Below are 25,713 nucleotides of genomic sequence, written 5' to 3'. Positions count from 1 at the left end.
GATCCTCAGATCCGATCCGAGAATCCACCGCGCGGCGCAGCAGTCGCCTCCCACCGGCCCTGCCCGGACGACCTCCGCGCCGCCCCCGCCCGACGCCCGCGCCCGTTAGGTTGGAGCAATGACCTCCGAGGCCCAGGACCAGAGCACGCCGCTCGTCGCCGTCGCGTCCGCCGACGCCGTACTGCGGCACCCCGAAGCGGGCGAGCACCTGCTCACCCCCCTCGAACTCGAACGCGCCGCCCGCTTCCGGCACGAGTCCGGGCGGATCGACTTCACCGCCGGCCACGTGCTGGTCCGGCTCTGCGCCGCCCGGCTGCTCGACGTCCCGGCGGCCTCGCTCACGCTCGCCCAGCAGTGCCCGGACTGCGGCCTGGCCGACCACGGCAAGCCGTACCTGCCGGACCACCCCGAGGTGCACGTGAGCCTGTCGCACACCCGGGGCGTGGTCGCGGCCGGAGCCGGCCACCAGCCGGTCGGGGTGGACGTCGAGCTGGCCGCGCGCGGTGGGTCGCTGGGCGCGGTCGCCCGCCGGGTGCTCTCCCCCGCCGAACTGCGCCTGGTCGAGACGGCACCGGAGCCGGACCAGGCGTTCCTGCGGCTGTGGGTGCGCAAGGAGTCGCTGATCAAGATCGGGCGGGCCACCCTGGACACCCTGGCCTCCGTCGACCTGTCCGACCTGCCCCTGGACGTCCCGCCCGGCGCCCCGCTGCGCAGCCGCCACCAGGACCTGCACCTGCTCGACTGGGCCGACCCGGAGCACGGCGCCGCCGTCGCGGCGGTCAGCACCGCCGCGCCGAGGATCGTCCGGCTGACGACGGCGGGCTGACCAGGGCGGAGCTCCGCCGTCCTGCGGAACGAGCACGCCCACCCGCGCGGCGGGCCCCCGGATAAGCGGTGTTAGCGTGCCTGATCGCGGGCGCGCCGCCACCGGACGCCCGCCGCACCAGCTGCCCACCGCCGGATGTAAGGGTGTCCCCGCCATGGCCAAGTTCCTGCTGAGCCTGCACGTCCTCGCGTCGGTCCTGTTCATAGGCCCGGTCGCGGTGGCCGTCAGCATGTTCCCGCGCCGGGCCAAGGCCGCGCTGGCCGGCGGGCCGGACCAGGCCTCGGACGCGGGCGTGCTGCGGATCCTGCACCGGATCACCCAGGTCTACGCCCTGCTGGGGGTCGCGGTGCCGGTGATGGGCATCGGCCTCGCCCAGGTGATGGACGTGCTCGGGCAGTCCTGGATCATCGTCTCGATGGTGCTCACCGCGATCGCCGCGCTCTCGCTGCTGCTCTTCGTCCTGCCCGGGCAGCAGGCCGCGGTGGACGCGCTCGGCGCCGACACCGCGCCGGAGCAGCACGCCAAGGCCGTCCAGGGCCTGCGGCTGCTGCCGATGACGGCCGGGGTGTTCAACCTGCTGTGGGCGGTGGTCGTGGTGCTGATGGTCATCCGGCCGGGGTCGAGCACCGGCGTCTGAGCCGGGCCCCCGAAGCCGTACCGAAGCCGTAGCGAACGAGGGACTCCACCGCCCGGCCGTGCCGGCCGAAGCCACGCCGACCGGGCCGGAAGGCCCTCTCCCCCGGGGCGGGCCCGGTCCAGTACCGTCCTGGCCATGACGATCATGGCGGGCATGGGCAGCCCGACAGGTACCGGAGTCGGTCCGCTGCTGCGCGGCTGGCGCGAACGGCGACAGCTCAGCCAGTTGCAACTGGCCCTGCGGGCGGACTCCTCGACCCGGCACCTCAGCTTCGTCGAGAACGGCCGGTCCCGCCCGAGCCGGGAGCTGGTGCTGCGGCTCGCCGAGCACCTGGACGTCCCGGTCCGCGAGCGCAACACCCTGCTGCTCGCGGCCGGCTACGCCCCGCACTTCCCCGAGACGCCGTTGGACGACCCGTCGATGGACGCGCTGCGCGGCGGCCTGGAGCGGCTGCTCGCCGCCCACGACCCGTACCCGGCGCTGGTCGTCGACGGGACCTTCCGGGTGCTGGCGGCCAACCGCTCGCTCGGGCTGCTCCTCGACGGCGTCGCCCCGCACCTGCTGGAACCGCCGCTCAACGCGATGCGGATCGCCCTGCACCCCGAGGGGCTGGCGCCGCGCATCGTGAACCTGCCGCAGTGGCGGCGGCACCTGCTGGAGCGGGTGGAGCACCGGATCGAGCTGCTGCGCGGCGAGGCGCTGCGGCGGCTGTACGAGGAGGTCGCCGGCTACCCGACGGCGGCGGACGACCCGGGCCCGGGCGGGGAGCAGGCGGACGGCGCCGGGCTGTTCCCGTTCGCGCTGCCGATGCGGATCCGGCACGAGGGGCGGGTGCTGTCGTTCCTGTCCACCATCACGACCTTCAACACGCCGCTGGACGTGACGGTCTCCGAGCTGGCCATGGAGACCCTCCTGCCGGCCGACGCGGAGACGGTGCGGTTCCTCCAGGACGCGGTCGGCCCGGAGCGCTGACCCCGGTTCAGGTGCGGCGCCCCTCGGTGCCGCCCCCGACGCCCCCGACGCGGCCGACGCGACCGTCGCGTCGGCGCAGCGCGGTGAACTGGAGGACGGCGAACAGGGCCACCACCACCGCCTGCACCGGGATCCAGACGGCACCGGCCGTGGTCGGCTCCAGCCAGGCCGCCATCGCCACCAGGCTGAGCACCACCCAGACGGCGTTGAGGTCGATCACCGCCCGCACCGCGAGCCGCGGCGGCCACCGGCGGGCGGCCAGGGCGCCGACCCCGAGGGCGTAGCCGGTGAGGAAGAGCCCGAGGGCGAGCAGGACACTACGGCCGACCCCGAGCAGTTCGCCGACCGGGCCGGCGAAGGCCAGGTAGACGAGGCCGTTGCCGCCGGTGACCAGGGCGTCCAGGGCGAGCACGCCGCGCACCGTCCACAGGGGGGAGGCGGAGCCGGGGCGGGCGGGCGTGAGGGTGTTCGCGGACATGGCGGGTCAGCCTCCTGACGGGGATGGGGCCCGGCGGCGGTGACGCCGGCCGGGCCCCCCACCCTGCCCGCCCGGCCGCCGGGCGTCGATTACCCCGCAGGTAAGGGCCCGGGGCCGGGGGCGCTCAGGGCCGCACCCCCGGCGACCGGCCGCCTCAGCCCGGCAGCCCGAAGAGCCCGGCGGCGTTGTCGTGGCAGACGGCCCGCAGCCACTCCTCCCCCAGCCCCAGCCCGGCCAGTGCCTCCAGCTGGTGCACGTACCGGTACGGGATGTTGGGGAAGTCGCTGCCGAGCAGGACGCGGTCCTGGAGGCCGCGCAGGCGCGGCAGTTCGGCGCGCGGGAACGGGACGTCGGCCTCGGCGAAGTCCGTGAAGGCGATCGTGGTGTCCAGCCGGACGGCCGGGTGGCGCTCGGCGAGGTCGAGGAAGTCGCGGTACTCGGGCATGCCGAGGTGGGCGACCACCAGGACCAGTCCGGGGTGGCGCTTCAGCACCTCGCCGATCGGACCGGGGCCGGTGAAGTCGCCCGGCACCGGTCCGGACCCGCAGTGGGTGACCACCGGCGTGCCGGTCTCGGCGAGCAGCCCCCACACCTCGTCCAGCTGCCGGTCCGCCGGGTCGTAGCCGCCGACCTGCACGTGCGCCTTGAACACCCGGGCGCCGTCCTCGATCGCGCGGGCCACGTAGCCGGGCGCCTCGGGCTCGGGGAAGAACGTCGCGGTGTGCAGGCACTCCTGGGTGCGGGCGGCGAAGTCGGCCGACCACGCGTTCAGCCAGCCGGCCATGCCGGGCCTGTGCGGGTAGAGCATCGAGGTGAACGCCCGGACGCCGAAGTCCCGCAGCCGCTGGACGCGCTGCGCCTCGGCCTCGCGGTAGGTGATCGGCCAGGGCCGGTTCACCAGCGGGCCGGCCGCGTCGAAGTACGCCCACACCTTGTCGAGGACGTTCTTCGGCATGAAGTGGGTGTGCACGTCGATGAGGCCTGGCAGGCCCAGGGCCTGCCAGAACGCGCGGACCTCCTGGGATTCGCTCACGCCGGCACCGGGCGGGCCCGGTCGATGATCCCGGCGGTGTCGACGCCGGACGGCAGGGTGCCGAAGGCGGAGCCGCGGTCGCCGGCGAGGCGGGTGGCGCAGAACGCGTCGGCCACCGCCGGGCTGCCGTGGCGGACCAGCAGCGCGCCCTGGAAGGCCAGCGCCATCGACTCGACCAGCCGGCGCGTCCGGTACTCCAGGTCGGCCTGGTCGGTGAGCTGCTTGCGCAGGTCGGCGACGGCCGCGTCCAGCCGGCGGTCCGCCCCGGCGGCGGCGTCGAGCTCGCCGAGCAAGGCCTCGACCGTCTCCGGGCGCTTCGCCATGGCGCGCAGCGCGTCCAGGGCGGCGACGTTGCCGGAGCCCTCCCAGATCGACACCAGAGGCGCCTCCCGGTAGAGCCGGGGCATCCCGGACTCCTCGACGTAGCCGTTGCCGCCCAGGCACTCCAGCGCCTCGGCGGCGTGCGCCGGGCCGCGCTTGCAGACCCAGTACTTGGCCACCGCCAGGCCCAACCGCCGTACCAGCGCCTCGGGTTCGTCCCCGGCCAGGGCCAGGTCGGTGCTCTGGGCGAGCCGCATCGCGACGGCGGTGGCCGCCTCGGACTCCACCACCAGGTCGGCGAGCACGTTGCGCATCAGCGGCTGGTCCACCAGCGGCCGGCCGAACGCGCGCCGGTGCAGGGCGTGGTGCACGGCCCGGGTGGCGCCGTAGCGCATGCCGGAGGCGGCGCCGACGGTGCAGTCCAGACGGGTCATGTTGACCATCTCGATGATGGTCGCCACCCCGCGCCCCTCCTCGCCGACCAGCCAGCCGACCGCGCCGTCGTACTCCAGCTCGGCGGAGGCGTTGGACTTGTTGCCGAGCTTGTCCTTGAGCCGCATCAACTGGAGGCGGTTGCGGGTGCCGTCCGGGAGGACGCGCGGCAGCATGAAGCAGCTGAGCCCACCCGGCGCCTGGGCGAGCGTCAGGAACAGGTCGGACATCGGCGCCGAGGTGAACCACTTGTGACCGGTCAGCCGGTAGGTGCCGTCCGGGTGCGGGGTCGCGGTGGTGGTGTTGGTGCGGACGTCCGAGCCGCCCTGCTTCTCGGTCATCGACATGCCGGCGATCAGCCCGCGCTTGGTGCGCGGCTCGCGCAGCCCGAAGTCGTACGTGGTGGCGGCCAGCAGCGGCTCCAACTCGCCCGCCAGGGAGGGGTTCGCGCGCAGGGCCGGGACGGCGGCGTAGGTCATCGAGATCGGGCAGGTGTGGCCGGCCTCGACCTGCCCCCAGACGAAGAACTTGGCGGCCCGGGCGGAGTGGGCGCCGGGCCGCTCGTCCCGCCAGGGCGCGGCGTGCAGGCCGTGGGAGACGGCGGTGCGCATCAGCTCGTGCCAGGCCGGGTGGAACTCGACCTCGTCGACGCGGTGGCCGAAGCGGTCGTGGGTGCGCAGGACGGGCGGGTTCTCGTTGGCCAGCCGGCCCCACTCGGCGGCCTGCTCGGAGCCGGCCAGGCGGCCGAGCTCGTGCAGCTCGGCCTCGGCCCAGCCGGCGCCGGCCCGGTGCAGGGCGGCGAGCAGGGTCGGATCGGCGGCGGTGTCGTGTCCGTACGGCAGGGGCACCTGGTTGGTGACCTCATGCGTCGCTGTCATCGCGTCCTCCCAGGGCACGCAGAGTGAAGGAGACCAGGGCGGGGACCACGTCGGTGGTGCCCGCCGGCTTCGTGGGCGCGGCCGTCCGTGCGGGCGCGGCCGTTGCCTCAGGCGCGGGCGCGGGCGCGGGCGCGGCCGCGAGCGGGCCGGCCAGCGCCTCGCCGACCGCACCGACCAGCGCGGCGGCGGTCAGCACCGGGTCCTGCTCGGGGAGTTCGCCGCTCGCCACGGCGGCGGCGATCTCGGTGGCGATCACGTCCCGGAACGCCCGGCGGAACACCAGGCGCTCGCTGTCCACGACCGCGTCGGCCGGCTCGACCAGCAGCGCGTACGCCAGCCGGGGCGCGCGCAGGGCGCGGGCGGCGAAGGTCTCGACGACCGCGGCGATCCGCTGCCGCGGGCCCTCCCGGAGGGCGACGGCCGCGTTGACGGCCGCCATCTCGTGGGTGACCACCCGGCGGAACAGCTGCACGGACAGCTCGGCCTTGTTGGCGAAGTGCTGGTAGAGGCTTCCGGTGGCGATCCCGGCGCGGTCCGCCACGGCGGCCATCGTGCAGCCGCCGTAGCCGCGTTCGGCGAGCAGCAGGACGGCCGCCTGCAGCACGGCCTCGCGCTGGGTGTCCAGCCGGGCTTGGACGGCGGGCGTGCGTCGGTAGGCCATGAAAGTATTGAAGCACTGATTCAGTGCTTCGGTGAGGGGTCGGCCCCGCCAGATGCGCGAGGAGGCCGCCCCCGGCTGGGGACGGCCTCCTCCAAGGCGTCACACGGTGTCACGGCCTGCCGGTTACAGCGGGTGGCGCTCTACAGCGGGTGGCGCTGCGACTCCAGCTTCAGGCCCTCCTCGTCGAGCGGGCCGAACGGCGGGATCTGCTGCTTCTTGCCGAGCGAGCGGGCGGCGTCCTGGTCGCCCAGGCCGGCCCACTCCAGCACCTTGGCGGTCGCCTCCGCCGACTGCGCGGCCGGCAGCTGGCCGATGTTGGAGCCGTGGTTGCCGCCCGGCACGGTGTAGACGTAGCTGTCGTCACTGCCCCGGCCGAGCTTGAACGGCTTGGCGCCCCACGGGTCGTTGCCGCCGTAGACGTAGATGATCCGCTCGGCGTCGTGCTTCACCCAGCGGTCGATGTCCCGCATCGCGTTCGGGTTGAAGGAGATCGGGATCTCCTTCGGCACGTACGACCGGGCCGAGTACAGCTCCTTGTAGTCGTAGTGCAGCACGCCCTTGAGGTGCGAGACGTCGAAGAACGGCGCACCCAGCTCGGTCGCGGCCTGGTAGTAGTACGCGGTGTACTTCGCCAGCGACTGGTCGCTGTTGCCGGTGATGCCGGACTGCGAGTCGAACCACGCGTACAGCGCGTCGTCGGTCGCGGTGGCCGCGGCCGGGACCTTGGCGCAGTCCGCCTCGGTGCTGTACTGCCAGAACGCCCAGACCACGTCGAGCACGCCCGCCTCGTACGCCCGGTCCGGCGTGCCGAGGGTGTTGAAGGTCGAGCCGGCGGCCTTGTTGTCGGCCACGTAGCGGGTCTCCAGGCGGTCGCGGCGCACCAGCAGCTCGCGCTGGGCGGCGTTCAGCGCGGCCCGGCACTCGGGGGTGCCGACGGTACGGAAGAAGTTGGTGTAGGCCGCGTAGTCGTTGACGTCGGTGTTGTTCGGCGCCACGTACGCGATCGTGCCCGCGACGTCGTCCGGGTAGAAGCGGCGGAAGTAGGTGGAGGACATGCCGCCCTTGCTGGCGCCGGTGGAGAGCCACTCCTGCTGGTATATCCGCTTGAGCGCGGTCACCAGCCGGTGCGAGTCGGCGGCCTGCTGGCGGATGCCGGCCTTGGACCAGTCCGCCGGCTCGGGGCGCGACGGGGTGAAGTACCGGTACTCGATGGACACCTGGTTGCCGTCCACCAGCCGGGTCGGCTCGGTGCGGGACGGGTTGGTGCCCAACGTGTAGCCGTTGGTGTAGAAGACGGTCGGGCGGTCGTAGCCCCGGTGCAGCACGCTGAAGCGCTGCTGGAAGGTGCCCAGCCAGGGGCGGAAGTGGTCGATCGGCTGGGTGTAGGTGAGCAGGAAGTAGCGGTGGCCGGTGGTGGTCGGCTTCTCCTCGGTGATCGTCACCCCGGGGATCGCCGCCAGCCGGTCCTTGATGTCGGCATTCGGGTCGTCGGCGGGGCTCCGGCCGTGGGCGGCCCCGGCGGCGTCGGCGCCCTGGGCACCGGCGGCCAGCGCCGGGGTCGCCAGGCCGCCGAGCGCGAGCAGCGGTATCAGCAGGACGGAAACCAGCAGCCTTCGCAGCGTGGTGGTCATCAACTCTCCATTGGTCACACGGATATGACTGCCGCCCTGTCGGGACCGACAGTGCGGCGCGGGTGGTGCGGCGGCCGCCCGGTGGACGGCCGAATGGGCCACCCGCCGTTCACGGGTGGCCCATCGGGGATCGGTGCTGGTCAGCGGGGTCGCCCCGGTTCCGTCACGTCGTGACGGTCGGGCACGGGGCGGCGGTCAGGTCAGGTCGGGTCAGGGCCTTCGCGACGGCCAGGTCAGGTCAGGGCCTTCGCGACGGCCAGGTCAGGTCAGGGCCTTCGCGACGGTCGAGTCAAGGCCTTCGCGACGGTCGGGTCAGCGCCGTCCCGACGGTCGGGTCAGGGCCGGACCAGGGTGCAGCCGGGCAGGGTGAGGTCGAACCGGTTGCCGGCGGCGAAGCAGGCCGGGATGCCGTAGGTCTCCTGGGCGTAGCCGATGCCCTGGTGCACCGTCACCGAGCCGTTCTCGTCGACCTCACACGGGTTGTCGAGGGTGCAGGACTCGCCGTTCTCGTTGATCGTGTTGTTGACCGCGACCACCTGCCCGGTGTTCGCGTCCACCACCGGCGAGCCGGAGGTTCCGCCGATCACGTTGCAGCCGGAGGTGTAGCGGACCGAGTCCTTGAAGGTCCAGTCGGCCTCGTTCAACTGGTAGGCGAAGCCGTCGATCGAGCAGGAGTAGATCTTCTTCCAGTAACCCGAGACGACCTTGATCGAGGTGCCCTGCGTGGGGTGGGCGGCGGAGATGGTCAGCGGGGCGATCCCGTACCGGGACTGGATCGAGGCGTAGCTGGTGTTCAGCTGGTAGATCGACACGTCGGTGTCGGTCATGGCGCCGTAGACCACCTTGGTCGCGCGCAGGGTGCCGAGCCCGCTGCCGCTGGAGCTGAGGAGGGTGAAGGTCCGGCTGGAGGGCTGGTTGAGGATCACCTCACCGGGGCCGGGCATGCCGGACTCCAGGCAGTGGCCGTTGGACAGGACGAGGGCCGGGTCGCTCGCGGCCGAGCCTGGCATCCGGACCAGCGAACCGGAACAGTTGTTGAGCGCCACCGTCCCGGCGAAGTTGACGGCGCGGGGGGCCGCCTTGGTGTCGGTGACCTGGGCCTGGTCGCTCAGGGACTGGCCGTCCCGGGCCGCGACGGACACGGCGGCGGGGGCCTCCGCGGTGGCGGCCTGGGCCGGGAGGGCGCCGGCGAGGGCGGTTGCTCCGGCGACCAGGACGGTGGCGAGCATGCCTATGAGCGGCTTCTTCATGAGAGACCTCTCGGTGTGGGGGTGCACCAAAGCTGTCGCGGACATGACTCACTGTCAAGAGTCAAGACGACACCAAGAAAGCACTTCGGCCGCAATGGCTCGTTCGCGCGGTGGCGGCGGTGCGCCGACCCCTCCCTTCGCACCGCCGATCGCGTCAACCCGCCCCACGGCCCCCGTCCGCCACGTACTGTGGCGACATCGGACGGGTGACCACAGGGGGCAGGAGTGACTACCGAGTACCGCAGCGACGCGCCGTCGGAGCCCACGGGGGCGGGTGGGCGGTTGCTCGCCGTGAGCGACCTGCACATCTCCTACCAGGAGAACCGCGACCTCGTGGAGAAGCTCCGGCCCACCAGCCCCGACGACTGGCTGCTCGTCGCCGGAGACGTCGCCGAGCTCACCACCAGCATCGAGTGGGCGCTCGGGCTACTCGCCGAACGCTTCGCCCGCGTGGTGTGGGCCCCCGGCAACCACGAGCTGTGGACCCACCCCGAGGACCCGGTGCAGCTGCGCGGCGTGGCCCGCTACGACCACCTGGTCGACCTCTGCCGGAGCCTCGGCGTGCTGACCCCCGAGGACCCGTACCCGCTCTGGCAGGGCGCCGGCGGACCGGTCCGCATCGCCCCGCTCTTCCTCCTGTACGACTACTCCTTCCGCGCGCCGGGCACGACCACCAAGGAGGAGTCCCTGGCGGCCGCCTACGAGAGCGGCATCGTCTGCGCGGACGAGCGGATGCTCCACCCGGACCCGTTCCCGGACCGCGACTCCTGGTGCCGCGAGCGCGTCCGGCTGACCGAGCAGCGGCTGGCGGCCTGCGACCCGGACGTACCGCTCGTCCTGGTCAACCACTACCCGCTGGTCCGCCACCCGACCGAGATCCTCTGGTACCCCGAGTTCGCCCAGTGGTGCGGCACCGAACTGACCGCGGACTGGCACCGCCGCTTCAACACCGCGGCGATGATCTACGGCCATCTGCACATCCCCCGCAAGACCAGCTACGACGGTGTCCCGTTCGAGGAGGTCTCGCTCGGCTACCCGCGCGAGTGGCGCAAGCGCGGGCTGCCGGAGCCGCTGCTGCGCGAGGTCTTCCCGCAGGCGTAGGTGCGCCCTGCCCCGCCGCCCGACCGTCCGGCGGCGGGGCAGATCTCCGACGGATCAGGCCCCCCGCGCCTGCTCCCCCGCCTCCTCCCCTGCCTTCTCCTGCGCCTTCTCCTGCGCCTTCTCCTGCGCCTCCTCGAAGGTCGCCGACGCCTCCGGCCGGGCGAGCGTGACCACCAGGTCGCCGTCGCTCACCTCCGCGATCAGCGTGTCGCCCTCCTGCACCGTGCCGTCCAGCAGCAGGTTGGACACCCGGTTGTCCAGCTCCGACTGGATCGTCCGGCGCAGCGGCCGGGCCCCGAACTCCGGCTGGTACCCGCGGTTGACCAGCCACTCCTTGGCCGCCTCGGTGACCTCCAACCGCACGTCCTGCGCCTTGAGCCGGCGCCGGCTGCGCTCCAGCAGCAGGTCGACCACCGACAGCAGGTCCTTCCGGGTGAGCGCGTGGAAGACGATCACCTCGTCGATCCGGTTCAGGAACTCCGGCCGGAACTGCTGGCGCAGGTCGCGCATCAGGTCGTCGCGGATCTCGTCCACGTTCCCGGCGTGGTCGAGGATGCGCTGCGAGCCGATGTTGCTGGTCATGATCACCACGGTGTTGCGGAAGTCGACCGTCCGCCCCTGGGCGTCGGTCAGCCGCCCGTCGTCCAGCACCTGGAGCAGCAGGTTGAAGACGTCCGGGTGCGCCTTCTCCACCTCGTCGAAGAGCAGCACGCTGTACGGCTTGCGGCGGACGGCCTCGGTCAGCTGCCCGGCCTCGTCGTAGCCGACGTACCCGGGCGGGGAGCCGACCAGCCGGGAGACGGTGTGCTTCTCCTGGAACTCGCTCATGTCGAAGCGGATCATCCGGTCCGGGTCGCCGAACAGCAGCGCCGCCAGCGCCTTCGCCAGCTCGGTCTTGCCCACGCCGGTCGGCCCGAGGAAGAGGAAGGAGCCGGTCGGCCGGTCCGGGTCGCCCATCCCGGCCCGGCCGCGGCGCACCGCCTGGGCGACCGCGGTGACCGCCTCGTCCTGGCCGATCACCTTCTCGTGCAGGTGCTCCTCCAGCTTGAGCAGCCGCTCCCGCTCGGTCGCGTTCAACTCCGCGACCGGGATGCCGGTCCGGGACGACAGCACCTGCGCGATGTCGTCGGCGGTCACGTCGACGACCTCCTCGCGGGACTCGGCGACGGCCGCCAGCTCGTCCTCGGTCTGCCGCAGCTCGGCCTTCAGGTTGGCCGCCCGCACGAACTCCTCGTCCGCGACGGCCTCGTCCAACTCCCGCTTCAGCTTGGTGATCCGGTCCTGCACCCCGGTCGCCTCGGTCGAGCCGCTCAGGCTGCGCAGCCGCACCCGGGCGCCGGCCTGGTCCAGCAGGTCGATCGCCTTGTCCGGCAGGAAGCGGTCGCTGACGTACCGGTCGGACAGCGTCGCCGCCGCGTCCAGCGCCTCGTCGGTGAACCGCACCTGGTGGTGCGCCTCGTACGCGTCCCGCAGCCCCCGCAGGATCTCGATCGTCTCCTCGACGCTCGGCTCGGGCACCAGCACCGGCTGGAAGCGGCGCTCCAGCGCGGCGTCCTTCTCCACGTGCTTGCGGTACTCGTCCAGCGTCGTCGCGCCGACCACGCTCAGTTCGCCGCGGGCCAGCGCCGGCTTGAGGATGTTGCCGGCGTCCATCGACCCCTCGCCGCCGGAACCCGCGCCGACCACGGTGTGCAGCTCGTCCAGGAACAGGATCACGCTCTTCTCGGCCGCCGTGACCTCGTCGATCACCTTCTTCAGCCGCTCCTCGAACTCGCCCCGGTACTTGGAGCCGGCCACCAGGGCGGTCAGGTCGAGGGTGACGACCCGCTTGTCCCGCAGGCTCTGCGGCACGTCCCCGGAGACGATCCGCTGCGCCAGCCCCTCCACGATCGCGGTCTTGCCGACACCCGGCTCGCCGATCAGCACCGGGTTGTTCTTGGTCCGGCGGGAGAGGATCTCGACGGTCTGCTCGATCTCCTCGGCCCGCCCGACCACCGGGTCCAGCCGGCCCGAGCGCGCCGCCTCGGTGAGGTCCAGCCCGTACTCGTCCAGCGTCGGCGTCTCGCTCGGGTGCGCGCCCGTGCTGCTGCGCTCCCCGCCGACGCCGCGCCCCTCCAGCACCGTCTTCAGCGCCTCCTGCGAGGGCGCCGCGTTGCGCAGTGCCGTCCCCGCCCCGGACCGCTCCTGGTCCAGCAGCGCGCCGAGGATGTGCTCCGGCCCGATGTACGAGGCCCCGGCCGCCTGCGAACGGGCGTGCGCCGCCAGCAGCGCACGCTTGGCCGACGGCGTCAGCGCGGGCTGCCCGCCGTCCACCGCCGCCGGGTCCCCGGACGGCAGCGACCGCTCCAGGTCACCGGCCAGCTGGTCCGGGTCGATCCCCGCCCGCTCCAGCATCCGGCGCGACGGCTCCACCCGGGTGGCCGCCCAGGCCAGGTGCCCGGTGTCGAGGTCGCTGGTCCCGTCCTCGCCGGCCCGGTGCGCGGCCAGCCCCAGCAGTTCCTGCGAGGACTCGCTCAGCAACCGCCCGATCGGCACCCGCTGCACGGCGGGCGGGGAGGCCATCGGACTCATCCCGAAGAAGCGGCTGAGTAGATCGGAGAACGGATCGCTCGATCCGAACGGGGGCATGGTCACGGAGGATCACCTCTCCCAAGCGGTGTGCAGCCACCCAAACACAGCCCGCCCCACCCCGCCTCCCGAGCCCCGCCCCCTGACGCCCGGCGCCGGCGCGCCCGTCGACGCACGCGGTCAGCTCTGGGCGGCGTCCAGCAGGTCATCGAACGCGGCGGCCACCGCGATGGCCTTGCCGATGTCCCTGGGGCTGGCCTCCGGGTTCGGCCCGCCGTACCAGACGTTGGCCTGCACCTGGTACTTCGCGATGTAGTCGATCGCCTGATCGGAGGCCAGGCCCGGGTAGCCGGCCGCCACGTCGTTGAACATGTGGTCGATCCAGGGGGTGGCGAAGCGGATGACGTCGATGACGTAGGGCTTGAACTCATCACTCTAGGTCACGCAGAACAGCACCTGATGACCGTCGTTGACGAGCGCGACCCACAGGTCGTGGACCGTCCCGAGGCGGTTCTCCCAGTAGGGCGCCTCGATGCAGGCCTTCTCTGCGCGCTCCAGGAAGACGGCGGGCCCGGTCGGCTGGATGACCGGTGCGATCAGGGTGAATTCCGACCGGTTCACCGCCCGCAGGCCGACGCCCTCGGTCTGCTGACGGGGGCTCTGGAAGGCCTTGGCGATCTCCTCGACCGACACGTCCGGTGAGATCGGCTGGCAGGTCGACGGGGCGAAGTCGTACATCTGGATTCCTTTCGGGCGAAGCGTCAGGACGGGTCGGGAAGCACGTCGGCGGCCGAGGCCGGCTCGGCGCGGCGCTGGCCGTTCAGCTCGTGGCGCAGCACCGACGAGCGCCGGTACACCTCGCGAGTTCGTCCCAGGCCCACTCCTCCGGCGGCAGCGTGCCGTACCCGGTGACCCAGTCGCAGTACATCCGGTGGTTGCCCCGGCGGCCGTCGAGCCGGTACTTCGGCAGGTCGACGAAGAGCTTCGAGAGGAAGGTGTAGTGGGCCGCGGTGTTGCAGTGGTGGTGGAGTCCACCCCGAACACCTTGGTGGCCATGCCCACGACGTTGCCCAGCATCCGGTCGGCACCCAGGTGGGACAGCCCGTTGGAGTAGCGGACCAGCGCGTCGTGCGTCCCGGGCCTGCCGTAGACGCCCTGCGCGTACTCGGGCGGCACGCCGTCGAGGATCTCGAACGTGCCGCGTACCAGCCCGTACGCCTTCGCATGGGCGAAGCGGACCGCGCGGTTCTCGCCCTCGCCCGCCACCGAGCCCCGCTCGAAGTCCTCGACGACCTCGATGCACTGCTGGAGGTGCCGGTCGAAGTCCGGTTCCGGTGGTACGAGATCGGGTGAGTACCGCACGGGGGTGAAGTCCTTCTCGGGCGGGGTCGCCTGTCGTCCTCCGATGTCGAGAGTGCGGCGCGGCGGACGGGCCGCCGGCCAGGTCCGGCAGTGTGGTGAGCCAGACGATCGCGGCGAGGCCGGGCAGGAAGCAGTACTCGCCGCCGCGCACGGTCACGAACCGGGGCAGCCCGGTGAGCCGGCGGCGGACCGGGCGGGCCGGGATGGTGTACACACCGGCGCCGCCGCTGTTGCCGACCAGCGGGTCCTGCTCGGGGCCGAGGCTGGCGAAGTCGCCGTCGTTGAGCCACACCTGCTGCACGAACTCGAACTGCCTGGACAGGCTGGCGCCCATGAAGATGAAGATGATCCCGCGCTCCGCGCCGTCGTCCTCCAAGGCCGCGGCCGGCAGCAGCGGACCGTACGCCGCGCCGCGCCGCAGCACCCGGTGGATGCCGGTCTCGACCACGGGGTCCGCCAGGCCGTCCCTAGGATTGGTCCGCCGGATGTGCGCGCCGCGCGGGACGACCAGGCCCCGCGGGTCGTCGTGGTAGCGGAAGTCGTTGTTGCGCGTCGGATCGGCGCCAAGGTCCGGATCGTCGTGCTCCGGCGCCAGTGCCAGCGGCCGACGATCTTGGCCGCGAGCAGTTCCTCGTCCTCGGGCGAGCGGGCCTGGTCCCGCAGGTACCTGCGGGACGCAGCCACGTCCGCGCGCATCTGACGGAAGGCCAGGTAGCAGCCGTTGCGGCCGAGCACGTCCGGCGCGGGCCCCGCCGGCGCTGCCCCGGACTCGTCCGGGTAGCCGAAGAGGAACTCGCCGGGCTGGACGGCGTCCTGGCCGGGCAGCGGCCGGTCGGCGCTGCCGAGCAGGTACGGGCTGGAGATGCCGTCCCGGAACCCGAAGTGCTCGCGCCCGACAACCGGGGAACCGACGTCGAGCCGGTAGACCAGGCTCACCCCGGCCAGCCGTCCGGCCGCCGCCACCGACTCGTGGAGCCCCTCGGGGGCCGTCGCGATGATCACCACCCCGATGTGCACGTCGGGGCCGCCCAGCGGCGGGGGCCAGTTGCCGGGGGCGCTGGCACCGAGGTCTCCCAGCACCTCCTTTCCGGGCGGCCATGCCGGCCCGGAACTCCGGGGAGAACGAGGCGAGCGAATCCGGCGGCACTCCCAGCCGGGCCAGCCCCCGGTACGTGAAGGCCACGTTGAGGGTGAACGGGCGGGGCCGCTCCCAGTCCGCCGCGCTGGTGACCTCCGGCAGGATCTCGCGCAGCGACCGCTTCTCCGCGGCTGGGTCGTCGATCCGGTAGAGCAAGTAGACACCGTGGTAGACGTCCGGGCGACAGCGCAGCACGGCGCCCTGGATGTCCTCCAGTTCCAGCGTCGGCACCGCACCGGCGGTGGGCCCGCTCACCCGCGCGGGGCGAACGGTCAGAGGGTCAGGAGCATGGCGGCCTCCTCAGCACATTCACAGACCTCCGCACACTACGCAATGCAGACATCGGCGGCGGTGGGAGTTCACACCGCGTGTCGAGGCGGCGATCTCACGCCGGAGCCACCGGGAGCACGGGGCGGCGTCGCAGACACTGGGGGGGTTCTGGCCACCCGCGCTCGAAGGCCCGGGAGTCGGCCGAACAGAAAAGCGGCCGAACTCGCTGCCGAGTCGGCCGCCCTGGAGGCTCCAGCCACAGGAGTTGCGGCGTGATGTGTTCTCGATGTTCTTCGATCTCGGTGCGGGCCCTCGCGGACCCACACCCCTGCTGTGGGCGCGGACGGTTTCGAACCGCCGACATCTGCTTTGTAAGTTCGATCGGGCGGTGTCGGTAGCTGCGCACGCCCGCGATCACGACGCGGCAGTGATCCACCTGAACACCAACAGGGTTGCTGATGTCCGCTGTCGTTGATGTCAGGAGCAGATGTCGGGTCAGGTGCGGCCGCCGCAGATCCGAGGCAGGCTACCGCCGAGATGGCCGGGCCACCGACACCGAGGTCAAACCGGGCCTGCAGTCTCGCCGGCGCTGCCGAAGGCTGGTTGGGGCCGTTAGCTGATGCGCGCCGTGTGAAGTATGTACTTGCCGCCCTCTGAGCGACCCTGAGGCTTGAGGCCGAAGCGAGTCAGGCAGACGTTGGATGCTTGATTGTCAGGGGCGACCAGGGCGTTCAGGATGACACGCTCGGTAGGAGCATGGCGGGGCACGACATCGAGAACAACTGTCTCCAACAAAGCCGTAGACGCAGCTATCAGCTGGGTTACTGACGCAGAGAAGGGCATCCCAGCCACGCAGAGCCTCACAGATTGATCTCTGCGTGACTTCGCGCGTGTGCCCAGGGGTGGAGGTTGAACCAGCGACCTTCCACTTTCAGGCCGCGTGTCAGCCGATGGTAGGACCGGGCAGGCTGGGTGTGGGAGTCGTTAGTGCTGCCGCGCCCTGCGGCATCGTCGTCTCAGGTAGTTGACCATGGTCCCTCCTGAATGCTCCCGCCGACATGCTCGCCCGTTCCCGCGGCGCACTGAGACTCCACTAGACGATGTGGACCCGCTCAAGGACTCCGTCCTTGTCTCGAAGGAGCAACTCCTTGCCCTCAGTCATCTGCTGGGCGAGGAAGCCGTAGACCTGGACCGACCGGTTGATCGCATCGGTCTTGGAAAGTCCAGTAGCCAAGGTGAGGTCAGCCAGCGCTCGAACGGCTGCACCAATCAACGTGATACTGAACCGCTCACTCGGCGCCCCTGCACTCTTTGAGTCGGTCACTGTTACAGCCTCTCTGTTACTGGGTGTGCACGCCTGACGTGCCTGACGCGCTCCAGCATCTCATGAAGCACCAATGGTGAACCAGATCAGCACCAGATTGGTGCACTGTCGGTGTCTTTGGTTACAGTGTGAGCGCTGCCTCTCCGCCGACTACGGCCGGCGGGGAGGCACGTTAGATCACTGACACGAAAGGAATCCGATGGCCACGACGGTCCATCCAGTTCTAGGCGTCAACCACTCCGGGGCTCCCTAGCCCGGACTGCTACCGCCTGGGACTTGCGATTGAGGATGCGGCAGCCTGTCAGGAGATCGCCGATCTCTAGCTGAGGCATCCCAAGAAGGACTCCCAGTGACAAACACCGATCCCGCGATGTACGGCGACTCCAACCGCATCGCTCCGTCAGCGAGCGCTGAGGTCAAGATCTGGACGAGCCAGGAGCTTCCCGTTTCGGCCGAGATGCCCAGCGATGGAGCATCGGTCGAGATCAAGCTCTCGCCGGACATCCACGGACGGATGCAGGTGCCTGCCCTCAGCGCCAGCCAGTTGATCGAGATGATCGGTTACACGGTCATCCCGACCGGAGGGGCGCTGCTCATGGTTCGGGAGAGTCACGACGTGATGCCCTGGTGGGCAACCCTCGTGCTGACCCTGACCATCGTCGTCGTGCCCGGTGTTAACCGGTTCATGTCGTGCAACAGGACCGCCACGCGGCGCAGGAAGGTCTGAGCCCTCCGCCCGCGCCTATGTAGCCAAGGAACGGTGCCACCTGGCGGGTTTCTCTCAGAAGAGACCCGCTTCACCGCTTCAAGATCTGGGTGAGAGGTGTCAATGAGAACCAGCAGGTTGGACTTGATCAAGCGGATCGGGAAGGTGAAGCCTGCCCGTAGGCGAACTGGTCAAGCTCTGCATCGGCCCATTCTCTTGCTGTGGGCTATTTCCCAAGCTGTGCACGGGCAGCCCCGTGAGCAACCGTGGTCCGCAGTGAAGTCCGCCGTTGCGCCGCTCCTAACCGCGTTCGCAGATGCGCCAGACGGAGAACGGGCCGTGGTGTACCCCTTCTGGGCACTGCAAGGAAATGGTCTTTGGCAGGTGGCGGAAGCTACCGAACTCCCACTAACGAGTGACCGGCGCCGCCCCAAGACTTCCGCCCTTGACGCGGCAGACCCCCTTGCCGGACTGTCCAAGGAGGACCACGACCAACTGGTCGAGGATCCGGAGCTGGCTGCATGGGCCATCGCCACGTTGCTACTTCGCTTCTTTACGCCGGCACCAGCCGGCCTGTTGGAAGCTCTCTCACTCACGGAGTTGATGGAAGGGCGCATCGACTCGTCTCTTCACCCGACCGCGGGTGAGCCGCATTCGAACCGAGACGTCATCGCAGACGCCTACGGCGGCAACCGGGTCCTCGGTATCACCCCGCTGGCTGATGGCGTCCTCACCGTTTACTCGGACGACAAGGGGCCCTACGCGGACCAGCGAATCCCTGGGATGGACTGGATCGCCTACACCGGCGACGGCTTGTCGGGCGATCAAATGCTTGCTGGCGGAAACAGATCCATGGCCGAATATCAGGATCAGCAAAGGGCGTTGCGTTATTGGCACAAGCCGCACCGCGGGCACTGGACCTTTGAAACCTGGGCGGTGATCGTCCAACGGCGGCTGCGGTGGGGTCGCGGACAGGATGGCGAACCTCGCCGGGAGTTCGTGTGGGTTCTTGCCCCCGTCCCGTCGCCTCTGCGTGAAACGTGGACTGCGGAGGTCGTCGACGCTCTCAACGAGGATGACGGGTGGCTTCATGACGACTCCCTTGACGTACCCGCTGTGTCCGCAGCTCCGGATCGAGAAGAAAGCCCGACCGAGAGCCGCAACAGGTACCGAAAGCTGAATGAGGCGGCCCATCGAACCACCGCTAGCCGATCCCGCCGGTCGAAGCTCACACAGGTCGAGCGATACCTTCGCTCACCAGCCGCCCGGCAGGCTGTAATCCTTCGCAGCGACGGTCAGTGCGAAAACCCCGCATGTCTCGGGCACCCGTCAGAACTCACAGACGCTGGCTTGCCCATATTGGAGGTCGACCACGTTAATGACCTCGGGCGTGGCGGCCAAGACACTCCAGAGACGATGATCGCGCTGTGTCCGAACTGCCATGCACTCAAGACACGCGGGTCCAGCCGGCACAGCCTCCGAAAAGAGCTCCTTGTGGTGGCAGGCTCCCGGCACCAGGCATTTCTTGAGTCGAGCTAAGAACCTCATCGGCGTGGCGAACATGCCGCATTTGAACGTCTGTAGGTGACGAGGGTGGCGTCGATGTCCAGGACCAGTCCGGGCAGTTCACGTCCGCCCGCCTTCGGGGCTGGGATGCCATGGCCGGTCTCGTCGGCCTGCAGCCAGGCGACCTCCCGGGCGGCGGCTCGGGCCGTCCGCAGCGCACCGAGTGCCGGCGGGTCGATGTCTGCCAGCAGCCACCAGGTGGTCGGAGCAGAGGTGACCGGGCCAAAGACGTCGGGCTGGTCGTGTGGGAGGGCCAGGTCGGCGATCGCCTCGCCGCCGTCGGCGAGCGTGGGGTGGTCAGCCATGCAGGGGCGCGATTGCTGGCCGACCTCGCCGAGGCCACCGGCCCCGCACACGCCTTCGGCGACGAAGCGCCGCCACCGCGAAGGAGTCGCACCGAGTGCTCCGCTCGGCTCTGAGCGCCGCGTGCCGGGACGAGCTGATCGTGCGGAACGTCGCGATGCTCGTCCCGCCGCCCCGGGTGACGAGCCGTGAGATCACGCCGTGGACGCTCGACCAGACGCTCGCCTTTCTCTCGGCCGCCCGCATCGATCCGCTCTACGCCGCGTTCGTGCTGGCCATCGCGCTCGGCATGCGGCGTGGGGAGATCGTCGGTCTGCGCTGGTCGTGGCTGGACCTGGAGAGCCGGGTCGTATGGGTGGGCCGACAGCTCCAGCGGGTCGGCGGTGAGCTGTACGAGGACACCACCAAGAACAGCAAGCGCCGCCCCGTGCCACTCCCCCGGATCTGCGTGGCAGCTCTGCGCTGGCACCGGATGCGACAGGGCGAGGCCCGGCGCGCGGCCGGGGCGAAGTGGGAAGAGACCGGGTACGTCTTCACCACCCGGACCGGCCGGCCGATCGAGCCGACCAACCTCTACCGCTCGTTCGTCCGGGTGTCCAAGGCCGCCGACGTCCCCGCGATCCGGCTGCACGACGCTCGGCACGGGTGCGCGACGCTGCTCGTCGCGTGCGGGGTGCCGCCGCGGGTGGTGATGGAGATCCTCGGCCACAGCCAGATCGGGCTGACGATGAACGTCTATACCCACGTGGCCCAGGACACCCAGCGGGAGGCCCTCGGCAACATGGACCGGCTGCTCAAACGGCGCCACTGATGTCAGGCTGAGATGTCAAATGCCCCGGACCATGATCGGTCCGGGGCATTTTGGCTGGTGGGCGCGGACGGTTTCGAACCGCCGACATCTGCTTTGTAAGAGCAGCGCTCTACCACTGAGCTACGCGCCCCCTGTCGCGGCCCGGTGGGGGCACGACGACTGCCTAGGGTACCTGGTCCCGGGGGGTGCTGTGGTGCGGGTGGTCGGGGAGTGGGGCGGGTGGGGGTGCCGGTGCGGTGGGGCGATCGGGAAGAATGGGGGTGGATCAGCGGGTCGGAGCAGGGAGCGCGCAGTGACGGTGGCCGGCGGGAGCGGGCGGGGGCGGCGTCGGGCGGGGAGTGCGCTGGCCGACGCACTGGTGGTGCCGGTGGTGCTGGCGGGTGCGCTGGGTGCGCTGGGGCTGGCCTCGGCCGGGACGGGCGGCTGGTGGGGCCGGCGCGGCGGGGAGGGTGTGCGGGCGGACGCCAAGGCGGCCCGGGACGCCGCGCAGGAGGCGTTCTACGAGCTGGACTCGACGCAGCGCGAGGTGCAGTTGGCGGTGGAGACCGTCCGGGCGGCCGAGGACGAGGCGACGGCCCGCCGGGCGCTGGCGGATCTGGAGGGGATCACCGGCCGGGTGGACCAGGTCACCGTGAACTACCTGGGCGCGCTGGACGCGTACAACCTGGACGACGAGGCGCTGGACGCCGGCACCGCGGCGCGGGCCCGGCGGCAGTTGGAGGACGTGAAGGGGCAGCTCGGCTCGGCCCGGGCGGAGCTGAACGACTTCCTCCAGCGGCTTCAGCCGACCCTCCAGCGCGCCGAGCAGCAGTTGATGCGGGTCACCCCGGCGGTGGAGCAGGCGAAGCGCGCGCTGCTCCAGGCGAGCAACGCGCTGGACGCGGTGCGCGGCGCCGGGCTGCGGGCGGACGACCTGGCGGCCCGGCTGGCCGAACTGGCGCCGGAGCTCGGGCTGCTGAACGAGGGGCCGGCCCGGCACGGGGTGGCGCCGACGCTGCGGCGCGCGGACGAGGTGGGCCGGCGCGCCGAGGCGATCGCGGCCGACGCCGGTCAACTGCCGGAGCGGGCACGGGAGATCGACCGGCGGGTGGCGAGCCTGCGGACCCGGATCCAGGCGCTGGAGACCAAGGCGGAGACGGTCGAGCCGGCGCTGAGCGAACTGCGCCGCCGGTTCAGCGCGGCCTGCTGGCAGGACCTCCAGCGGGTGTCGGAGCAGGTCGCGGAGACCGGGCGGGCGGCGGAGCGCAAGCTCACCGAGGCCGCCCGGGCCCGGGACGAGCAGCGCTGGGCGGACGCGACGGGCGCCATCGGTACGGTGCGCGCGCTGTTGGACACCGCGGACGGGTCGGTGGTCGCGGTGAACGAGCGGCTGCGGCAGCTGAACGAGGTGCAGCACGACCCGCACCGGGAGGTGGAGCGGGCCCGGTTCGCCCTGCGCGACGCGCAGCGGCTGGCGATGACGGGCCGCAGCGCGCCGGACCCGCGGCACGCCGCCCCGCTGGACGAGGCGGTGGCGCGGCTGGACCGGGCCGTGGCCACCCTGGAGGCGGCCGGCCGGCACCCCGACTACTGGCACTTCCTGACCGAGCTGGCGGGCGTGCGGGAGACGGCGGCGCAGGTGATCGGGCTGATCCGCGGCGATCTGGGCGGGCACCGGTAGCGCCGGTAGCGCCGGCCGGGCAGGACACCGGCAGCACCCACCGATAGGACACCGGTAGGGCGCCGGCAGGGCACCGCCTGGGTACCCTGCCGGTATGCCACGCTACGACTTCCGCTGCCGCTCCTGCGGCGCCACCTTCGAACTCCGCCGCCCGATGGCGCAGGCCGGCGCCCCCGCCGTCTGCCCGCAGGGCCACGAGGACACCGTGAAGCTGCTGTCCGCCATCGCCGTCACCGGCTCCGCTTCGGGCGGCGCCCCGCGCCAGGCCCCCTCCGGCAACGGTGGTGGCGGAGGGGGCTGTTGCGGCGGCGGATGCTGCGGCTGACCGCTCCCGCTTCCGCTCAGGAAGCGACGGGGGCGACGGGGGCGGCAGGGGCGGCGGGGGCGACGGAAGCGGCGGCCACCCGGGCGAGGAACCGTCGGACGATCTCCTCCCCCGCCGCCACCCCCACCTCGTCGAGGGCGGTGACGCCGGGGGCGGTCCAGCCGCCGTCGGCGAGTTCGCCGTGCCCGGGCCGCCAGGCGGCGTCGGCGGCGAGCAGCAGGTCGGCGTCGAGCAGCGAGTCACCGGCCGCGAGCACGGTGCTCGCGCCGGTGCGCCGGACGGCTTCGGCGAGGGCGGCGCTCTTGCTGAGCGGCGCGGGGACGGCGTAGACCTTGCGGCCCTGGAGCGAGACCGTCCAGCCGCGTTCGGCGCACCAGCCGGTCAGCTCGTCGAGCCAGCCGACGGGCAGCGCGGCGCGCTCGACGACGAGGTAGGCGAACAGCCCGTCGGCGACGCGGCGCTTGTGCGTCCACTCCGGGTCGGCGCTCAGGGCGAGCTGCCGGACGACCTCCTCCAGCGGGGCCGCACCGGAGGCGAGCCGCGCGGTGATCTCGGTGCGCCAGTCCTGGTCGGGCACGCCGTCGACGAGCAGGTGCCCGCCGTTGCCGCAGATCGCGTACGCGGGGACCCAACCGGGCGTCGGGCCGGGCAGGTTGATCCGCTCGTACTGGGCGAGGGTGCGGGTGGTGGCGGGGACGAACCAGGCCTGCCGGACGAGTTCGGCGAGCAGCGCGGCGGCCTGTTCGGTCATGAACGAGAGCGCCTTGCCGTCGTGCACCTCGACGGAGAGCAGCCGGGGCGCGAGCCGGTCGGGGACGTCCAGGGCGAGGGCCCGGTTGGAGTAGACGAGCGTCCGGTCGAGGTCGCTGGCGACGAGAACATCGGCGTTCATCAGGACTCCTTCACCACAACGGTCCTACCGGAGGCCCCGGTCGCTCCCCGACTGTAGCGGGGGTGGATGAGGCCGACGCAGGAGTACGGCAGGCCGTCCACCTCCTCGACCTCGACGCCGCGCTGGGCGGCGAGCAGCCGGACGTGGTCGAGGTCGGCGCCGGCGCCGCGCCGGGCGAGGACCCGCCAGGGGACGCGGCGCAGCAGCACCCGGGTGGTCTCGCCGACGCCGGGCTTGACCAGGTTGACGCTGTCGATGCCGTACTCGGTGCTGATCCGCTCGACGGCGGCCCAGCCGGCCCAGTCGGGCGCGCGGTCCGGGGCGGTGGGCAGCCGGTCGGCGGCGGCGACGGCCTCCGGGCGGACGGCGTCGAAGTGGTCGGCCACGGTGTCGAGGAAGGCGGCGGAGACGTCCGCGCCGGCCAGTTCGGCGTAGTACTTGGCGCCGTGGAAGTCGTCCGGGCCGATCAGGCCGGGCCGCAGCACGGTGCGCGAGACCAGGCCGGAGACGGTGGAGTTGAGGCAGGCGGAGGGGATCAGGAAGTCGTCCCGGGTGCCGTAGGTGCGCGCGCAGCGGCCGGGGTCGGCGAGGACGGCGAGGTCCGGGTCGAATCCGGTGCCGGCCAGGGCCTCGGCGAGTTCGCGGCTGATCGCGCCCTTGCCGGTCCAGCCGTCGACGAAGACCACGTCGCCGGCGCGGTGGTGGGCGGCCAGGTAGCGCAGGGCTACCGGGTCGATGCCGCGGCCGCGGACGATGGAGACGGCGTAGTGCGGGGTGTCGAGTCCGTGGGCGTGGGCGAGCCAGCGGCGGATCAGGATGCCGACGGGCGTGCCGGCCCGGGCCAGCGAGGCGAGCACCAGGCCGGGGCCGCGCTCGCGCAGCAGGGTCTCGGCGACGGTGCCGGCGGCGAGCGCGATGCGGCGGGCGGAGGCGCGCAGCGCCTGGTGGAACAGCTCCTGGTACTCGGGGCTGGGCTGGTACTCGACCGGCAGCGATTCGGCGTAGTGCGCGCCGCCGTTCTGGACGGCCTCCTCGCGCTCCTCGGTGGGGGCTTCGAGCGGGACGCCGGAGAGGTCCTTGAGCAGCCAGGCCACCTCGTCGGGCCGGTAGGAGGAGAACGCCGGGCCGTACAACGGGGACGGCAGCCCAGACGGCCGGGGGGAAGGCCTGTGGGAGGGCAGCACCGCGAGCACCACCTGGTCGGTGACCTGCCGCAGCTGGCCGAGCAGGGCGCGCTCGCCCTCGCGCAGGGCGGGGGTGTCGGCGACGTCGTCGACCACCAGCACGACCGCGTCGAACCGGCGGGCCGGGTCGCTGCCGGGGGCGACGTTGTAGGCGTAGCGCTCGCGCGAAGCGTCGTCCTGCGGGTCGTCGTGGGCGGGGAAGGCGAGGCGGGTGCGGATGGCGTAGCCGGGGTCGTCCACGGCGAGGACGGGCGAGCGGGTGGTGGTGGAGTAGCGGACGCGGTCGCCGCCCAGCCGGTCGGCGAGTGCGCCGGCCAGCCTCAGCGGGGCGTACATCAGTTCCTCGAAGCCGAGGACCAGCACGCGCCGCGCCGTAGCGGGCAGTGCGTCGGCCAGCTGTGCGGCCAGGCGGGGCAGGGCGGCGTCCAGTCGGACGCGGTCGCGGGCGGTGAACCCGTGCCGGCCGCCGTCGGGGAGCCCGGCGGGCCAGTCCAGGTCGACCCGGGCGAGCGGTGCGGGCGGTCCGGGGGGCGCGGCGGGGGCGGGGGCGGCCTCGGCTATCAGCCGCTCGGCGCGGTCCAGGACGTCGGCGGGCAGCTGGACGGCGCCGCTGGCGGTGGCCACCAGGTCGAGCCGGACGCCGAGTTCGGCGGCGGTGTCGGCGAGCCGGCGGCGGTCGGCGGCGGAGCGCAGGTCGACCAGGGCGACGACGACGTAGTGGTCGCGGGGGTGGCGGGCGTGCAGTTCGCGGATGGTGTTGAGGACCGTGCGGCCGGTCGAGAACTCGTCGTCGACCAGCACCAACGGTCCGTCACCGGTGAGGAGTTCGGGATCGGCGGGGAGCAGCAGGTGCGAGGTGGCGTGCGAGTGCTCCTCCTCGAAGCCGCCGAGCGGGGGCACGCCGGCCACCGGGCGGCGGGTGGAGTGCAGGTACGGGGCGTCGAGGCCGTCGGCGACGCTGTGGCCGAGGCCGGTGGCCGTCTCCGCGTAGCCGAGGACGACGGCCCGCGCGGCGGCCTCGTCGCCGAGCAACTCGCGTACCTGCCGGCCGAGTTCGAGCCCGACGCCGTGGACGACCGCGGGCCGCTGCGGGACGTGCTTGCCGAGCACGGTGGAGACCAGCAGGTGAGCGCGCTTCGGGTTCTGGGAACGCAGGGCCAGGCCCACGAGTTCGGGGAGGCGGTCCGATCCGGTCAGGGCGATGCCGGCCCGGTCGGCGACCCAACGGCCGGTCCACGTCTGCTGTGCTGTCACTGCTGGTCCTGCCTTCGCATGGTGCGGTGGTGCGGTCTTCGGATCGGTCGGATCAGTCGGATCAGTCGGATCGGTCGGAGTCGGATCAGTCGGATCGGCCGGATGGGTCGGATCGGTGGGGCCGTTCAGG

General features: G+C 72.0%; 23 protein-coding genes, 1 tRNA gene and 1 pseudogene. 11 read left to right on the top strand and 14 right to left on the bottom strand.

Features of this window, described 5'->3' with window-relative positions; translation table 11 throughout:
- Nucleotides 1-118: 118 nt before the first annotated feature.
- From AB0O82_RS06335 to AB0O82_RS06325, 3 genes are all read left to right on the top strand, one after another.
- On the top strand, nt 119-826 hold the full coding sequence (locus AB0O82_RS06335) for a 4'-phosphopantetheinyl transferase superfamily protein (RefSeq protein WP_363580742.1): 708 nt from the start codon (nt 119-121) through the stop codon (nt 824-826).
- Between the two features lie 154 nt (nt 827-980).
- Complete coding sequence (locus AB0O82_RS06330) at nt 981-1,463, top strand: DUF2269 family protein (protein WP_063347418.1); 483 nt, start codon at nt 981-983, stop codon at nt 1,461-1,463.
- Between the two features lie 135 nt (nt 1,464-1,598).
- The gene (locus AB0O82_RS06325; protein WP_363580740.1) at nt 1,599-2,435 is read left to right on the top strand and encodes a helix-turn-helix transcriptional regulator; all 837 of its coding nucleotides are present in this window, start codon (nt 1,599-1,601) and stop codon (nt 2,433-2,435) included.
- 7 nt (nt 2,436-2,442) lie between these two features.
- Here AB0O82_RS06325 and AB0O82_RS06320 read toward each other — a convergent pair whose 3' ends face one another.
- From AB0O82_RS06320 to AB0O82_RS06295, 6 genes are all read right to left on the bottom strand, one after another.
- Complete coding sequence (locus AB0O82_RS06320; RefSeq protein WP_363580738.1) at nt 2,443-2,913, bottom strand: hypothetical protein; 471 nt, start codon at nt 2,911-2,913, stop codon at nt 2,443-2,445.
- Nucleotides 2,914-3,067: 154 nt separating this feature from the next.
- A complete protein-coding gene (locus AB0O82_RS06315) occupies nt 3,068-3,946 on the bottom strand; it encodes an amidohydrolase family protein (protein ID WP_363580736.1) in 879 nt (292 codons plus the stop codon).
- Entirely contained in the window at nt 3,943-5,577 is a 1,635-nt protein-coding gene (locus tag AB0O82_RS06310) for an acyl-CoA dehydrogenase family protein (RefSeq protein WP_363580734.1), read from the bottom strand. The genes AB0O82_RS06315 and AB0O82_RS06310 overlap by 4 nt, the downstream gene beginning before the upstream one ends.
- Nucleotides 5,561-6,238 carry a TetR/AcrR family transcriptional regulator gene (locus AB0O82_RS06305; RefSeq protein WP_363580732.1) on the bottom strand — a complete coding sequence of 226 codons (678 nt, stop codon included), beginning with the start codon at nt 6,236-6,238 and terminating at the stop codon, nt 5,561-5,563. Before AB0O82_RS06305 ends, AB0O82_RS06310 begins: the two co-directional genes overlap by 17 nt.
- Before the next feature lie 140 nt (nt 6,239-6,378).
- Nucleotides 6,379-7,869, bottom strand: a complete 1,491-nt coding sequence (locus AB0O82_RS06300) for a S28 family serine protease (protein WP_363580730.1) — start codon at nt 7,867-7,869, stop codon at nt 6,379-6,381.
- 335 nt (nt 7,870-8,204) lie between these two features.
- A complete protein-coding gene (locus AB0O82_RS06295; RefSeq protein WP_363580728.1) occupies nt 8,205-9,119 on the bottom strand; it encodes a serine protease in 915 nt (304 codons plus the stop codon).
- Between the two features lie 225 nt (nt 9,120-9,344).
- Between AB0O82_RS06295 and AB0O82_RS06290 the strand changes: the two genes are divergently transcribed.
- Nucleotides 9,345-10,220, top strand: a complete 876-nt coding sequence (locus tag AB0O82_RS06290; RefSeq protein WP_350878102.1) for a metallophosphoesterase — start codon at nt 9,345-9,347, stop codon at nt 10,218-10,220.
- A gap of 54 nt (nt 10,221-10,274) precedes the next feature.
- Here the strand turns inward: AB0O82_RS06290 and AB0O82_RS06285 are convergent, their stop codons facing one another.
- The 3 genes from AB0O82_RS06285 to AB0O82_RS06275 all read right to left on the bottom strand — a co-directional run bounded on the left by AB0O82_RS06285 (nt 10,275) and on the right by AB0O82_RS06275 (nt 13,526).
- On the bottom strand, nt 10,275-12,848 hold the full coding sequence (locus AB0O82_RS06285) for an AAA family ATPase (protein WP_363580972.1): 2,574 nt from the start codon (nt 12,846-12,848) through the stop codon (nt 10,275-10,277).
- Nucleotides 12,849-12,968: 120 nt separating this feature from the next.
- Nucleotides 12,969-13,160, bottom strand: coding sequence for a hypothetical protein (locus AB0O82_RS06280; protein WP_363580726.1), 192 nt, complete (start codon nt 13,158-13,160; stop codon nt 12,969-12,971).
- 63 nt (nt 13,161-13,223) lie between these two features.
- Complete coding sequence (locus AB0O82_RS06275; RefSeq protein WP_363580724.1) at nt 13,224-13,526, bottom strand: hypothetical protein; 303 nt, start codon at nt 13,524-13,526, stop codon at nt 13,224-13,226.
- A gap of 486 nt (nt 13,527-14,012) precedes the next feature.
- Between AB0O82_RS06275 and AB0O82_RS06270 the strand changes: the two genes are divergently transcribed.
- Both AB0O82_RS06270 and AB0O82_RS06265 read left to right on the top strand, forming a co-directional pair.
- On the top strand, nt 14,013-14,141 hold the full coding sequence (locus AB0O82_RS06270) for a hypothetical protein (RefSeq protein ID WP_363580723.1): 129 nt from the start codon (nt 14,013-14,015) through the stop codon (nt 14,139-14,141).
- Between the two features lie 13 nt (nt 14,142-14,154).
- Nucleotides 14,155-14,850: a hypothetical protein gene (locus AB0O82_RS06265; RefSeq protein WP_363580721.1), complete on the top strand. Its 696-nt coding sequence runs from the start codon at nt 14,155-14,157 to the stop codon at nt 14,848-14,850.
- A gap of 1,801 nt (nt 14,851-16,651) precedes the next feature.
- Here the strand turns inward: AB0O82_RS06265 and AB0O82_RS06260 are convergent.
- Complete coding sequence (locus AB0O82_RS06260; RefSeq protein WP_363580719.1) at nt 16,652-16,792, bottom strand: hypothetical protein; 141 nt, start codon at nt 16,790-16,792, stop codon at nt 16,652-16,654.
- A gap of 439 nt (nt 16,793-17,231) precedes the next feature.
- Here AB0O82_RS06260 and AB0O82_RS06255 point away from each other — a divergent pair, with 439 nt between their 5' ends.
- Nucleotides 17,232-17,609, top strand: coding sequence for a hypothetical protein (locus AB0O82_RS06255; protein ID WP_363580717.1), 378 nt, complete (start codon nt 17,232-17,234; stop codon nt 17,607-17,609).
- A gap of 318 nt (nt 17,610-17,927) precedes the next feature.
- Nucleotides 17,928-19,127, top strand: a complete 1,200-nt coding sequence (locus tag AB0O82_RS06250) for an HNH endonuclease signature motif containing protein (RefSeq protein WP_363580715.1) — start codon at nt 17,928-17,930, stop codon at nt 19,125-19,127.
- A gap of 5 nt (nt 19,128-19,132) precedes the next feature.
- Here AB0O82_RS06250 and AB0O82_RS06245 read toward each other — a convergent pair whose 3' ends face one another.
- A complete protein-coding gene (locus tag AB0O82_RS06245) occupies nt 19,133-19,459 on the bottom strand; it encodes a hypothetical protein (protein WP_363580984.1) in 327 nt (108 codons plus the stop codon).
- Between the two features lie 50 nt (nt 19,460-19,509).
- Between AB0O82_RS06245 and AB0O82_RS06240 the strand changes: the two are divergent.
- Nucleotides 19,510-20,268 (top strand): annotated as a pseudogene (locus tag AB0O82_RS06240) (site-specific integrase); the annotation flags it as partial.
- A 55-nt stretch (nt 20,269-20,323) separates the two neighbouring features.
- On the opposite strand, the gene AB0O82_RS06235 reads toward AB0O82_RS06240, so the two are convergent.
- Nucleotides 20,324-20,398 (bottom strand) — tRNA-Val (locus AB0O82_RS06235).
- A gap of 162 nt (nt 20,399-20,560) precedes the next feature.
- On the opposite strand from AB0O82_RS06235, the gene AB0O82_RS06230 reads away from it, so the two are divergent.
- On the top strand, nt 20,561-21,928 hold the full coding sequence (locus tag AB0O82_RS06230; protein WP_363580713.1) for a hypothetical protein: 1,368 nt from the start codon (nt 20,561-20,563) through the stop codon (nt 21,926-21,928).
- Nucleotides 21,929-22,022: 94 nt separating this feature from the next.
- Complete coding sequence (locus AB0O82_RS06225; protein ID WP_363580711.1) at nt 22,023-22,253, top strand: zinc ribbon domain-containing protein; 231 nt, start codon at nt 22,023-22,025, stop codon at nt 22,251-22,253.
- Nucleotides 22,254-22,269: 16 nt separating this feature from the next.
- Here AB0O82_RS06225 and AB0O82_RS06220 read toward each other — a convergent pair whose 3' ends face one another.
- Complete coding sequence (locus AB0O82_RS06220; protein ID WP_363580709.1) at nt 22,270-23,145, bottom strand: HAD family hydrolase; 876 nt, start codon at nt 23,143-23,145, stop codon at nt 22,270-22,272.
- Nucleotides 23,145-25,583 (bottom strand): phosphoribosyltransferase, encoded by a 2,439-nt coding sequence (locus AB0O82_RS06215; RefSeq protein ID WP_363580707.1) that lies wholly within the window; start codon nt 25,581-25,583, stop codon nt 23,145-23,147. The genes AB0O82_RS06220 and AB0O82_RS06215 overlap by 1 nt, the downstream gene beginning before the upstream one ends.
- Nucleotides 25,584-25,713: the final 130 nt, after the last annotated feature.

This window comes from Kitasatospora sp. NPDC088264, assembly GCF_040685715.1.
GTDB lineage: Bacteria > Actinomycetota > Actinomycetes > Streptomycetales > Streptomycetaceae > Kitasatospora.
The sequence above is the reverse complement of the archived record's forward strand: the minus strand, read 5'-3'. Positions and strand labels throughout refer to the sequence as shown.